The organism is Pedobacter sp. Leaf216 (genome assembly GCF_001421515.1).
In the GTDB taxonomy this organism is placed as follows: Bacteria; Bacteroidota; Bacteroidia; order Sphingobacteriales; family Sphingobacteriaceae; genus Pedobacter.
The window spans coordinates 530230-543646 of the sequence record NZ_LMKM01000023.1; the positions used below are offsets into that span (position 1 = coordinate 530230).

The window sequence follows — 13417 nt, forward strand, 5'->3', positions numbered from 1 at the left end:
TAAAATAAAACCTCGCAAGTTTTAAAAACCTGCGAGGTTTAAATTATTTCTCCTCGGTCTGTGTCCTCACAGACCGAAATTTTTGATAATGATAATGATGGTCTGTGAGGACACAGACCATGGCTGGAGGTTAATATTCTGTACTCTCCAACCAGCCATTACACAATACATCTGCGATATGCATGGTTTTAATGGCGAGGTTATTTTTTTCGATGTAACCCTGAAGGTGTAAAAGACAAGATAAGTCGGTCGAGATAATATAATCTGCTTGTTGTGCTAAAGCATGGTTAACCTTTTGCTCGGCCATAGCAGATGAAATGGCATCGAATTTTACGGCAAAAGTTCCTCCAAAACCGCAGCACATATCCGTATCTTCCATTTCGATCATTTCCAAACCATGCACTTTAGCAAGTAGCTGGCGAGGTTCATCTTTAATTTTGCATTCACGTAATGCACTACACGAATCATGATAAACAGCTTTTCCTTCTAATTCAGCTCCGAAATAATCTTTTTTGGCAACATTTACCAGGAAATCAGAAAGTTCCCAGATGTTGGATTGCAAACTACGGCATTTATTGTGCACAATGGTATTGGTAAAAAGATCATTAAAACCACCTTTAACCATTCCTACACACGAAGCTGAAGGTGCCACTACATAGGTATTTTCGGTAAAATCATTCAAAAATTTTGTACCAACTTCCTTAGCTTCATCCCAATAACCAGCATTATACGCAGGTTGCCCACAACAGGTTTGTTTTGAATTATATGTAACGTTACAGCCCGATTTTTCTAACAGCCTTAAAGTGTTAAAAGCGGTTTCGGGATATAACTGATCTACAAAACAGGGAACAAACAATTCTACTTTCATCAACAAATTCTTTAGTCTGCAAACTTACAATTTTGCGGTTTCATTGCGCTCGATTTTTTTCAGGAATACTAAAACCACCAATCCCACTATAAAAAATGATGCCAGAGCGATGATGGATTGGCGCATATTGTGTGTTAAACCTTCGATAAATGCAAAACTAAACAGGCCAATTACGATTGCCAATTTCTCTGTGGCATCGTAGAAACTAAAAAATGAAGCAGTGTCGGTTGTATTTTCCGGAATATGCTTTGAATAAGTAGAACGTGATAAAGATTGTATACCACCCATAATTAAGCCTACAATGGCGGCCAAGGCGTAAAATTGAGTAGAATTAACTATAAAATAGCCATAAATACAGCAAGCTACCCAAACCAAAACTACGATGATTAAAACATTAATGTTACCCATTTTTTTGGCTAAAAGCGACATCATCCATGCGCCTAAGATTGCCACCAATTGAATGATTAAGATAACGGCAATCAAACTGCCCGATTCCATTTTTAAAACCTTGGCGCCGAAACCCGCAGCGGCAAGCATAATGGTTTGTACACCCATCGAATAGAAAAAGAAGGCAATTAAATATGTTTTTAAAAACTTCATTTGCCTTAATTGATTCCACACTTTTGCAAATTCACCGAAACTGCTTTTAATAATTCCCTTGTTTACTGCGCCTGGATTAGGCACATCTTTAGGCAACGCCTTAAAAGGAATCTGAGCGAATAAAAACCACCAGATACCAACCAGCAAAAATGATATTTGAGCCGGCAATGATTTATCCGTAATTCCAAATAATTCGGGTTTTAGCACAAAAACAAAACAGATTAACTGCAATATCACGCTACCCACATAGCCATATGAAAATCCCTGGGCACTTACTTTATCCTGGTTATCGGTTGAAGCAATTATGGGTAAATAGGCATTGTTAAACATTACACCGCCTACATAGCCCATTGCAGCCAGCACAAAGCAAATAATTCCGGCTTCTAAAGTTTCCAGTTTGAAGAAAAATAAACCAAAACAGGCAAAAGATCCTATATAGGTAAACAATTTCATGAAGAATTTCTTTTTGCCTTTTGCATCCGCATAGGAAGATAGTACAGGCAGCAAAACTACCATTAATAAGTAAGCGAAAGCAAGCGCATAATTAGAAAGAACGGTATTAATAAAGGTTTTACCAAAAAAAGTTACTTCATCACCATGCGCCTCTGTTGTGGTAATTGCTACGTAATAAACAGGAAAAATGGTCGAAGTAATTACTAAATTATAGGCAGAATTTGCCCAGTCGAAGAAAGCCCAGGAGCGTATGGTTTTCTTATTATCTTTTTCTATCATTTATTTTTCGGTTCTCGGAAGACTATACTGATTGTTTGGGTAACACTGATTAAATAGTTCATCACAAAACTAATATTTTATCGCTAACTTGAGATGCATTTTTCTCACCTCTCACCTCTCACCTCTCACCTCTCAACTCTCACATCTCACATCTCACATCTCACATCTAAAGATAATACTTCTTCCCGTCTGTTTTAATCTTGCCGGCATCTAATAGTTCTCTAATGGCATTAATTCTTTCTGTTTCAGCTCCATTTTTAACGTTGGTAACCAAATCATCAAGATTTAAAGGTTGCTGTTGCAGTAATGAAACAATTTCGTACTCAATTTCATCTCCTATCTGGTTCTGGTTTTCTGCCCGTTTTTCAGCTAAACAAACATCGCAAACACCACATTTTGTAGCATGATGTTCATCAAAATAGTTAAGCAATTGAACGCTTCTGCATAGATGTGAGGAAGCATACCCAACAACCGCATTAATCTGCTTATGTAAAATTTCCATTCTTAAGTCAAGGTATTTCACATCCAGATCAAAATGATCCATATCTACCCTTGATCTAACATATTGTAACTGCGGCTGATCGGTTTGCTGGATGTAAGTTAGCAATTCGATACTTTGCAACTTATTTAATAACGCGACGATTTCTTTATAGGATAATCCGGTTTTCTTCGCTAAATCGGCCTCGTTAATTTTAACAAAACCATCAAAGGCCCCACCGTGCGAACGCAGAATTGTTTTAATGATACCATCATAAACCTTATTTTCAATCTGGAAACGGTAAATATCTTCATGACTGGCAATAAACATAATCCTTGATGGTAAAAAAACACTTTCAGATAAAGTGAGGTAACCATCATGTTCCAAGAATTTTAATGCAGAAATTGTTTTTAAAACACTAATATTAAATCGTTTACAAAAATCAGCAATATCAAAGGTAAAAGTCAAACCCTCTCCTGCACCAAATGCAAGCTGGAAATAATTACCAAGATAATGATAGGTTTTTCTGATCTCATCTGGTGATGGAAAGCTATCAAGATACCTTGATTCCAGCCCTAAAACATCAGCGTTATTGGCCAATAGTACAGCATAACTTCGCTTTTCATCCCTGCCTGCCCTACCTGCTTCCTGGTAGTATGCCTCTAAACTTTCGGGTAAGTCTAAATGCACTACAAAGCGCACATCAGCTTTATCAATGCCCATTCCAAAGGCATTTGTAGCCACCATTATCCGGGTTTTGTTATTCTTCCAATCCTCTTGTTTTGCGAAACGCACATCACGTTCCAGTCCGGCATGATAAAAATCGGCTTTAATTTGGTTGCGGTTTATAAAATTCGATACTTCTGCGGTTTCCCTACGGTTACGAACATAAACAAGGCCTGTACCTTTAACATTTTGGCAAATATCAATCAGTTTTTTATACTTATCTTCATTACCGAAAACCACATAACTTAAATTATCTCTTGCAAAACTTTTAACAAAAATCTGTGGATCTTTCATTTCCAGTTTTTCTACAATATCCTTTCGTACAAAATCAGTTGCTGTGGCAGTAAGTGCCAAAACCGGAACATTGGGAAGAATTTCGCGCAGTTTAGCAATTTGCTGATAAGGTGGGCGGAAATCGTAACCCCATTGCGAGATACAATGTGCTTCATCAACCGCAATTAAGTTTACATTCATATACGAAATGCGAACACGCACTAAATCAGCCAGTAAACGCTCGGGCGATAAATAAAGAAATTTAATTTTTCCATAAATGCAATTGTCTAGTAAAATATCGATTTCTCGTTTTCCCATCCCTGCATAAATGGCAATTGCTTCAATACCTTTTGCTTTCAGGTTTTCTACCTGATCTTTCATGAGCGCAATTAAGGGCGAAACAACAATACAGATTCCTTCTTTAACCAAGGCAGGCACCTGAAAACAGATTGATTTACCACCACCGGTAGGCAACAATGCCAAACTGTCTTTCCCCTCTAAAACCGAAGAAATAATATCTTCTTGTAAGGGTCTGAAAGCCTGGTGTCCCCAATATTTTTGTAAAATCTCTATTGCTGTCATAAATCGGCAGTATCAAAACTATACATTTAATCCAAAATCGCCATTTATTATTGCCATAAATTGAAAAAATCATCTATAAAAGATTATAACTTTGTTAAACAAGACAGTTACATGTTACAAATACAGTTTGAAAATCATATTCTCTACGGAGTTGCGTCACCCTGTCTCAATTTCCATCAACAAATAAGGGTCTGAAAGCATGATAACGCTCAGCACAGCCTGGATTAATAAAAAATAATGCTTTATAAAGATCTTTAGCTAATTATTAAAAGAAGTAAAAAATGCTCACAATATTGAGATAAATACATTTTAACAAAACGACCATACAAATTATTCAAATAACTATCCCTTACATAATGAAACATCTCTATTTTCTATCCGCTCTTTCCCTATTATTTTTGTATTCTACTGCCCAGGAAAAAAAGTGGGACATTGAAAAATACCAGGGAACGACAAAAAATTTCACCCTAAACACAGATGAAGGCACCTGGATGAACCTCGATGTAAGTGCCGACGGACAGGAGATTGTTTTTGATTTATTAGGTGATATTTACGTAATGCCGATTACCGGTGGTGGTGCAAAATTAATTAGTGGCGGTGCGGCCTGGGATGTTCAACCTCGTTTTAGCCCGAATGGAAAATATATTTCTTACACAAGCGATAAAAGCGGTGGAGATAACATCTGGATAATGAACCGCGATGGTTCTGGCAAAAAACAGGTAACTAAAGAAAGTTTCAGGTTATTAAATAATGCCACATGGATGCCCAATAGCGAATACGTAGTTGCCAGAAAGCATTTTACAGCAGGCCGTTCTTTAGGGGCCGGCGAAATGTGGATGTACAATATAAACGGTGGTGATGGTGTACAACTAACCAAACGTAAAAACGATCAGCAAGATGCGGGTGAGCCCAATGTTTCGCCAGATGGCAGGTATCTCTATTTTAGTGAAGATGTTAGTCCGGGGCCTAATTTCGAATACAGTAAAGATCCCAATGGTACCATTTATGCTATCCGCCAGCTGGATTTAACCACAGGTAGATTAATTACCCTTATTGATGAACAGGGAGGGGCGTGCAGACCACAGGTTTCTCCGGATGGAAACTTGATTGCATTTGTAAAAAGGGTTAGGTTAAAATCTACTTTATATGTACAAAACCTTAAAACAGGTGAAGAATGGCCTATAAATGAAGATTTATCGCACGATCAGCAAGAAACATGGGCTATTTTTGGCGTATATCCAAATTTCGCCTGGACGCCTGATAGTAAAAGCCTCGTTTTTTATGCAAAAGGTAAAATCAGGAAAACCGAAATCGGCACATTGATCAACAGCACCATTCCTTTTCAGGCAAATACCATTCAAACCGTTCAAAAAGCCTTACATTTTGAGCAGCAGGTTTATAATAATGAGTTTTCGGCTAAGATGTTAAGGCAATTAACTACTTCGCCAGATGGAAAAGTTGTTGTTTTTAACGCTGCCGGATTTTTATACAAACAAGAATTACCAGCCGGAACACCAGAAAGGTTAACTAATGGATTGGATTTCGAATTTGAACCTGCTTTTAGTCCTGACGGAAAATACATAGTTTATACCACCTGGAGTGATGAACTGCGTGGAGCAATAAAACGAACCGACCTAAAATCGGGAAAAACCATTACGTTAAGTGATGAAAAAGGCTTTTATTATTCGCCACAATACTCTACCAAAGGCGATAAAATAGTTTTTAGGAAAGGAAGCGGAAACGATGTTTTAGGCTATAATTATGGTCGTGGAACGGGTATTTTTATCATGCCAGCCACCGGTGGTGCCAAAACATTGGTTTTAGATAATGGAATCCGTCCGCAATTTAACAATACCGATACCCGGATTTACTTCCAAAGTTATGCAGATGGCAAAAAAGCTTTAAAAAGTATCGATTTGAATGGTGCAAATGAAAGAACGCATTTTACCTCTCAATATGCCAATCAATTCGTCATCAGTCCGGATAATAAACGGTTAGCATTTAACGAATTGTTTAATGTTTACATTACGCCAATGATCAATATTGGTACTGCACAGGATGCATCTGCAGGTAATAAAGCTATACCAGTTACAAAAGTAACCACCGATGGCGGAACATATATTCAATGGAGTGCCGACAGTAAAAATTTACATTGGACGTTAGGACCAAAATATTTTACTGTTGATGTAAACAGTGCTTTTAATTTTGATGGCACTACCCCTAAAACTGAAGCTTCGGCTATAGACATCAATCTGGTATTAAAATCCGATATCCCAACGGGTATAGTGGCATTAAAAGGTGCCAGAATCATTTCAATGAAAGGTGATGAGGTGATTGAAAACGGAACTATTGTTACGGATGGAAATAAAATTATGGCAATCGGAAAATCTGATGCCGTAAATGTTCCGGCCAATGCCAAAGTAATTGATGTGAATGGCAAAACCATTATGCCGGGCATTGTAGATGTGCATGCGCATTTACGCACCAGTCCGGATGGAATTACCCCTCAAAACGATTGGAGTTATATGGCAAATTTAGCTTTTGGGGTAACCACTTCACACGATCCATCAAGCAATACAGAAATGGTATTTAGCCAAAGCGAAATGCTTAAAGCTGGTAGAATGGTTGGACCAAGAGTTTTTTCAACAGGATCAATTTTATATGGTGCAGATGGTGACTTTAAAGTGGTAATTAACAGTTTGGATGATGCTTTAGCCAATTTGAGAAGATTAAAAGCGGTAGGTGCATTCTCAGTAAAATCTTACAACCAACCCCGCAGAGAGCAACGCCAACAAATTTTAGAAGCTGCGCGCCAGTTAAAAATGGAAGTGGTGCCAGAGGGTGGATCTACTTTTTTCACCAATATGAATATGGTTGCCGATGGCCATACCGGAATTGAACACAGCATTCCTGTTTTGCCGGTATATAAAGATGTTACTACGCTTTGGAACAATACTGAAGTTGGCTATACCCCTACTTTAATTGTAGCTTATGGTGGCCAATGGGGCGAAAATTATTGGTACGACAGAACCAATGTTTGGGAAAACGAAAAATTAATGACGTATACTCCGCGTTCCATAATAGATGCAAGGGCCAGGCGCAGAACCACTTCAGAATATAGCGATTATAACCACATCGACATTGCAAAAGCTACCAAACAAATTGCCGATGGCGGTACAAAAGTTAATTTGGGTGCACATGGGCAGATACAGGGCTTAGGTGCTCATTGGGAGTTGTGGATGTTGGTACAAGGTGGTTTCAGTCCGCTACAAGCCATTAGGGCTGCAACGTTAAATGGAGCAGGTTATTTAGGCATGAGTAAAGAAATTGGCTCACTAGAAGTTGGCAAACTTGCTGATATGGTAATCATGGATGCCAATCCTCTGGATGATATCAGAAATTCGGAGAAAATTAAATTTGTAATGATCAATGGCAGACTTTACGATAGTGCTACGTTAAATGAGGTAGGTACCAGAGAAAAATTAAGGGGTAAGTTATGGTTTGAAAATAGCAGGGGAAATGGATATATTATTCCAAATGGAGAATCAGAAACCTGGACTTTTACTGTGCCACATTGTGATTAATTTTTTTAGCATAATAACCTAATATTGAGTAAATTTGATTTATGGAAACAGTACTGATTCAGATTAATAACAATAAGGCATACCAACTCCTAAAAGATTTGGAGGATTTAAATATTGTAAAAGTTTTAAAGAAAACGGTACTGACTGAGAAAAAAAAATCAGCCCATGATTTTATAGGGCTGATTTCAAAATCGGATATGGATCTCATTGATAAAGCCATTGAAGAAGATTGTGGAAATATCGACTTAGATGGCTGGAAATAGGGTTTTATTGGATACCAATATCATATCAGCATTATTTAAAGGAGATATTACTGTTGCAAATCATATTGATAAATCAGAAGTATACTTATCTTCTATTATCATTGGGGAACTTTGTTATGGTACTGAATATTCAACCAAAATCCAGCAGAATATTTCCAACATTAAACAGCTAATTTCAGCTTACGAAGTTTTAATTATCGATGATGAAACAGCGCTTATTTATGGTAAAATTAAGGCAGATTTAAGAAGAAAAGGCACTCCGATCCCTGAAAATGACATTTGGATCGCATCTACTGCAATACAACACAAGCTAAAGCTAAGCACAAGGGATAAACATTTCTTAAAAATCGAAGGGTTAAAAACGTTAGCTTGGTAAGTCGAATAAATCTTTAAGCCTGCATTTATTTAATAAATAGGTAATCATTTAATATAAGTTAAACACCTCATCTATTTACAATTTGCTTATATGAAACCCAACAAGCGCTATACCATTGCCTGTGTTATATTTTTAATACTTAGTATACTTGTATTTTCCTATAGCGGCTATTACATTCTGGGGATACAAACGGTAAACTTATTCCTGGCACTGATTGCGATGGCTTTTATCACCTCTTTCATTGCGGTGATTAAAGATCGGAAATCTACGCCATCCTGGTTATTGCTGATCTTAAATTCAATTATATTGATCTGCATCCTCTATTTCCTTACACATTTTAAAATGAAGATGTAAGGCTGATTCCATCTTTAAATTATTGATCATCCTCCCCATACCGCAGCGGAATGGAGAGATAGACATACATAGATTTGTCGACTTCGTTGCAATCGCTCGAAATGAAGATTTATAATAAGAATTTACAAAACCAATAAACCGTATTCTCTCAAAGTATTAATAGGTTTTGAATACCAAAAAAGTTCGAAATTTTCCATTTCCTGTTCAAAATCTATTTTAACTTCTTGAAAAGTAAGCACCTTTTCATTATCTATCGAAACCTTATCTAAAATAGCATTCAGCCACTCTCCTTCTTTTTTATTGGTTTGTACCGTAAAAGTTTCCTTTTTATCGTGGAAGGTAAGCGATGCCATTTCCCAGGTATGGCCTTTTTTAGATTTTGTAAAGTAACTGGTGGCAGGCTTACCACCTATCCATACTACTTTTGCAGTTGGTTTGGTGTTAAACTGATCTCCGTTGTTTAAAGCTTTCTCAATAAAATCGGCAGGAATTTTTGTTCTAGGGATTTTGAAATCGAACCAATCCTGAAGTTCGTAATCAAAACATATTCCATGCATGAAGTTAAAAAGTGATTTCTTTAAACCAAAGCTAAATTTATTATGATCAATACCTGTTTTATCGGTGTAGTTTATATCGTTATTGGCAAAAGAACCAATTGCTTCAGTATCCTTTACCACGCCAAATTTTTCCGGGTACATCCCCACCGGACTATGGGCCGTCATGGCAAATTGGTGCCAAAAACCCGATTGTAATATCCCAACTTCAAACAACTGGCGTACCATTTCTAAGCTATCAACTGTTTCCTGTATGGTTTGGGTAGGATAGCCATACATTAAATACGCATGTACCATTATTCCTGCTTCAGTAAAATTACGGGTAACTTTTGCTACCTGCTCTACTGTTACGCCCTTATCAATTAGTTTTAACAGGCGATCTGATGCTACTTCCAATCCACCAGAAACAGCAATACATCCCGATGCCTTTAATAATAAGCACAAATCTTGCGTAAAGCTTTTTTCAAAACGAATATTTGTCCACCAGGTTACAGCCAATTGTCTTCTGATGATTTCCAAGGCAACTTCGCGCATTAACGCGGGCGGTGCAGCTTCATCAACAAAATGGAAACCATTTTGTCCTGTTTTCGCATATAAATCCTCAATACGGTCTACAATTAATTTGGCTGCAACAGGTTCATAAACCTTAATATAATCAAGAGAAATGTCGCAAAAAGTACATTTACCCCAATAACAGCCATGCGCCATGGTAAGTTTATTCCATCGTCCATCGCTCCACATGCGGTGCATCGGGTTAACAATTTCGATTACTGAAATGTATTTATCCAACAATAATCCTGTATAATCGGGTGTTCCTACATCAGCCTGCTTGTAATCGTTTCTGAAGGCATCATTGCGGTAAACAACTTTACCGTTTTCTAACAAGAAAGTTCTTTTATAAAAATGTGCTTCTGTTGGGAAAGGATGTGTGATATTATGGTATAAAAGTTCAATTGGTAATTCGCCATCATCTAAAGTGATGAAATCAAAAAATTCAAAAACCCTCGCATCCGATAGTGACCTTAACTCTGTATTTGGAAAACCACCACCCATAGAAATCTTAATCTCCGGATGGTTTGCCTTAATCCATTGCGCGCAACGGAATGCGCTATACAAATTACCCGGAAAAGGAACAGAAATTAAAAATAATTTTGGCTGAACGGCCTCAATCTTTTCTTTCAAAACCGAAATCAGAATTCGATCAATATATGTCGGCTCTTTTATCAAAGCACCATATAATTCATCAAACGAATTGGCACTTCTGCCTAAACGCTCTGCATAACGGCTAAAACCGAAATTTTCATCAATACATTCAACTATATAATCAGATATATCTTCGAGATAAAGTGTGGCAAGATGTTTGGCTTTATCTTGCGTACCCATGGCACCAAAAGCCCAATCCAATTCTTCTAAAGTTGAAAAACGAGAAGCTTGAGGAAGAAAATCATCACTACAGATCTGCAAAGCCAATGTTGGGTTTTTTCCTTGTAAAAAGGCAATTACAGCATCAATAGTTTTTAAATATTCATTTTTGAGTGCAAAAATCCTTTTCGAGTTATCGCTTTTTGGAAGAAGATTATCTTCTGTTTGGATAAATAAATCTTGCAGTCCTTTTTTAGAAAAAAGCCTTAAAATAACTTCAATTCCCAAATCTGCTTGTGTAGAACTGATATTTTTAGTGTTTAGAAAACCTTTTATATACGCTGTTGCTGGATATGGAGTATTCAGTTGGGTAAATGGTGGCGTAATTGCAAGTATATCGGTTTTCAAGAAGGATTGTTTTTTCTTGCAAAAGTACGGGAATTATTAATAGCGTAGTAACCCTATCCGGATTTTACATCTTGATCAAGGTCTATTATGCGTAAAAGATGCTAAAATAAATTCAGCGTGAATAATCGATGACGCAATTTTAAACTAAAACCGCTATGTAAACGTTTTAACAATACATCAACGCATTTTCTACCTGAATGAAAGTTTTTTGTTTTTTCTTCCTGATGCTCTTCGTGCAAATCAGCTTTGCGCAAAAAGCATTTGTATTTCCTAAAATTAAAGCGCAAGGTACTTCTGCTGAACAATTTACACCTGCCAACTGGACCGCTATTGATCGGGTTTATGGTGACCTTAACAATGATGCGACAGATGATTTAGCTTTGGTTTTTGAATTTAACAAACCAATAGATGAAACACGCGTTTATGGCGACAACAATACCGATATCATAAAAGAAACGCAAAAGCCGAGAATATTGGCCCTTTTTTTTAAAGATAAATCATCAGGAGCGTATCATTTATCAACCCAGAACAATGACTTTATTCTTCGATCAGAAGAAGGAGGTAAATTAGGCGATCCACTACAACAAATTGCCATTAAAGATCAACAACTTTATCTGCGCTTTCAAGGTGGCTCTGAGTGGCGTTGGGAATTGGGCTATACTTTTAAATTCGAAAATAAAGACTGGTTTTTAACAAGTGCAATCAATCTTTATTTTAACCAAAACAGCGGCGATATGACCGAAAGGATTTACGATTTCAAAACGCGTGAATTATTTACCACCGTTGGCAACCTGCACAGAAGAGATATTGCGAACCGGAGAACGAGTGAGGTTTTATACTTTTCTCAAATGAGGACTTTCAAAACCTTTAAAAAGCCATGGGCATGGGAAGTAATGCCTAATGTTTATTTGTAGTGAAACTAACCTCACAAGCTTTAGAAACTTGCGGAGTTTATTTTAGCTTCCCTCTAAGAACCTCCAAACACTGATCACTTTCTTAACTTTCTACAGGTGAAGCAATTATAAAATTTTACAGTTAAATATTTTGTGCGATTACAAAACCACTCGCCCAGGCCCATTGAAAATTATAACCGCCCAACCAACCTGTAACATCTAAACATTCGCCACCAAAAAACAAATTTGGAATCTTTTTACTCTCGAGCGTTTTAGAAGAAATTTCGTTCGTATCTATCCCGCCACGCATTACTTCGGCTTTATCGTAACCTTTATCACCCGCAGGCTTAACTTTAAAATGATGAATGGTTTGCTCAATTAAATCAATTTCCGATTTTGTTAAGGCTGCAACAGGTTTATTTAAAGGCAAAAATTTACCTAAAGCATCGGTAAATTTCTTAGTATAAATCCTATTTAATAATGTAGATAATAAGGTTTTACCGTTATTTTTCCTTTCGTCATCCAATAAGGAAACAATATTTTGATGAGGCAACAGGTTTAAATTAACTGTTTCTCCCCTTCTCCAAAAGGAAGATATCTGCAAAATTGCCGGGCCACTTAAGCCCCAATGGGTAAAAAGAATATTTTCTTCAAAAGAGATTTCATTATTGCTCACTTCGCAAAAAACAGAATTGCCGGAGAGCTGCGCAAACCATTCTTCATCTTTACCGGTAATGGTTAGCGGCACTAATGCTGGTGCAGTTTCTATAATTTTAAGCTCATGCTTTCTGGCAAATCGCAAAGCGAAATCAGTAGCACCCATTTTTGGGATCGGCAAACCACCAGTTGCAATTACCAGTTTTTCAGATTTTAAAATAATCGTTTTTCCATTTTTCTCATAGCTTATTTTAAAGCCTTCAGGAAGTATTTCGATATCCTTAACGTCAGCATTACATCTTATTTCCTGTCCGAAATCTGCACAAATGGAAGTAAAAACTGCTACAACATCTTTAGCATTCTTATCATCAGGAAATAATTGACCTAATGTTTTTTCTTTGCCTGTAATCCCGTAGGTTTCGAAAAAACCAATGGTATCCTCAACCGTCCATTGTGTAAAAGCCGATTTGATGAAATGCGGATTGGCCGATATAAACTGCTCAGCAGATGCAAATTGATTGGTATAATTGCACCTTCCCCCGCCCGAAATCAATATTTTAGCACCTGGCTTTTCATTTTTTTCCAGTACAATTACTTTTTTACCCAAATAGCCTGCCTGCACCGCACACATCAATCCGCAGGCACCTGCACCAATAATTATTGCATCAGCATTCATCAATAAAATTTATTATGGTTACTTTTGCACA

The 13417-nt window shown here is 37.1% G+C and carries 10 protein-coding genes; 4 read left to right on the plus strand and 6 right to left on the minus strand.

Annotated elements, in window-relative coordinates; all coding sequences use genetic code 11:
* Positions 1-130: 130 nt before the first annotated feature.
* From ASE74_RS17510 to ASE74_RS17520, 3 genes are all read right to left on the minus strand, one after another.
* Complete coding sequence (locus ASE74_RS17510) at positions 131-868, minus strand: (Fe-S)-binding protein (RefSeq protein WP_055911794.1); 738 nt, start codon at positions 866-868, stop codon at positions 131-133.
* 24 nt (positions 869-892) lie between these two features.
* Positions 893-2200 carry an MFS transporter gene (locus ASE74_RS17515; protein WP_055911797.1) on the minus strand — a complete coding sequence of 436 codons (1308 nt, stop codon included), beginning with the start codon at positions 2198-2200 and terminating at the stop codon, positions 893-895.
* A gap of 166 nt (positions 2201-2366) precedes the next feature.
* Complete coding sequence (locus ASE74_RS17520) at positions 2367-4259, minus strand: ATP-dependent DNA helicase RecQ (protein ID WP_055911800.1); 1893 nt, start codon at positions 4257-4259, stop codon at positions 2367-2369.
* 356 nt (positions 4260-4615) lie between these two features.
* On the opposite strand from ASE74_RS17520, the gene ASE74_RS17525 reads away from it, so the two are divergent.
* From ASE74_RS17525 to ASE74_RS17535, 3 genes are read left to right on the plus strand one after another with little or no spacing between them, the layout of a single operon-like run.
* Entirely contained in the window at positions 4616-7843 is a 3228-nt protein-coding gene (locus ASE74_RS17525; RefSeq protein ID WP_055911803.1) for an amidohydrolase family protein, read from the plus strand.
* Positions 7844-7884: 41 nt separating this feature from the next.
* Positions 7885-8106 (plus strand): hypothetical protein, encoded by a 222-nt coding sequence (locus ASE74_RS17530; RefSeq protein ID WP_055911806.1) that lies wholly within the window; start codon positions 7885-7887, stop codon positions 8104-8106.
* On the plus strand, positions 8093-8482 hold the full coding sequence (locus tag ASE74_RS17535) for a type II toxin-antitoxin system VapC family toxin (RefSeq protein ID WP_055911809.1): 390 nt from the start codon (positions 8093-8095) through the stop codon (positions 8480-8482). The genes ASE74_RS17530 and ASE74_RS17535 overlap by 14 nt, the downstream gene beginning before the upstream one ends.
* 170 nt (positions 8483-8652) lie before the next feature.
* Here ASE74_RS17535 and ASE74_RS24790 read toward each other — a convergent pair whose 3' ends face one another.
* Both ASE74_RS24790 and ASE74_RS17540 read right to left on the minus strand, forming a co-directional pair.
* Positions 8653-8799, minus strand: a complete 147-nt coding sequence (locus ASE74_RS24790) for a hypothetical protein (protein WP_157255465.1) — start codon at positions 8797-8799, stop codon at positions 8653-8655.
* A 159-nt stretch (positions 8800-8958) separates the two neighbouring features.
* On the minus strand, positions 8959-11160 hold the full coding sequence (locus ASE74_RS17540; protein WP_055911812.1) for a radical SAM protein: 2202 nt from the start codon (positions 11158-11160) through the stop codon (positions 8959-8961).
* Between the two features lie 197 nt (positions 11161-11357).
* Between ASE74_RS17540 and ASE74_RS17545 the strand changes: the two genes are divergently transcribed.
* A complete protein-coding gene (locus tag ASE74_RS17545; RefSeq protein ID WP_055911815.1) occupies positions 11358-12074 on the plus strand; it encodes a hypothetical protein in 717 nt (238 codons plus the stop codon).
* 121 nt (positions 12075-12195) lie between these two features.
* Here ASE74_RS17545 and ASE74_RS17550 read toward each other — a convergent pair whose 3' ends face one another.
* Positions 12196-13386 carry an NAD(P)/FAD-dependent oxidoreductase gene (locus tag ASE74_RS17550; RefSeq protein WP_055911818.1) on the minus strand — a complete coding sequence of 397 codons (1191 nt, stop codon included), beginning with the start codon at positions 13384-13386 and terminating at the stop codon, positions 12196-12198.
* Positions 13387-13417 lie beyond the last annotated feature (31 nt).

What these genes read in the sequence shown, in the direction of transcription:
- ASE74_RS17545 (WP_055911815.1), top strand. Translation starts at nt 11,358, where the DNA reads ATGAAAGTTTTTTGTTTTTTCTTCCTGATGCTCTTCGTGCAAATCAGC.
- ASE74_RS17520 (WP_055911800.1), bottom strand. Translation starts at nt 4,259, where the DNA reads ATGACAGCAATAGAGATTTTACAAAAATATTGGGGACACCAGGCTTTC.
- ASE74_RS17535 (WP_055911809.1), top strand. Translation starts at nt 8,093, where the DNA reads ATGGCTGGAAATAGGGTTTTATTGGATACCAATATCATATCAGCATTA.
- ASE74_RS17530 (WP_055911806.1), top strand. Translation starts at nt 7,885, where the DNA reads ATGGAAACAGTACTGATTCAGATTAATAACAATAAGGCATACCAACTC.
- ASE74_RS17515 (WP_055911797.1), bottom strand. Translation starts at nt 2,200, where the DNA reads ATGATAGAAAAAGATAATAAGAAAACCATACGCTCCTGGGCTTTCTTC.
- ASE74_RS17510 (WP_055911794.1), bottom strand. Translation starts at nt 868, where the DNA reads ATGAAAGTAGAATTGTTTGTTCCCTGTTTTGTAGATCAGTTATATCCC.
- ASE74_RS24790 (WP_157255465.1), bottom strand. Translation starts at nt 8,799, where the DNA reads ATGCAGATCAATATAATTGAATTTAAGATCAGCAATAACCAGGATGGC.
- ASE74_RS17550 (WP_055911818.1), bottom strand. Translation starts at nt 13,386, where the DNA reads ATGAATGCTGATGCAATAATTATTGGTGCAGGTGCCTGCGGATTGATG.
- ASE74_RS17525 (WP_055911803.1), top strand. Translation starts at nt 4,616, where the DNA reads ATGAAACATCTCTATTTTCTATCCGCTCTTTCCCTATTATTTTTGTAT.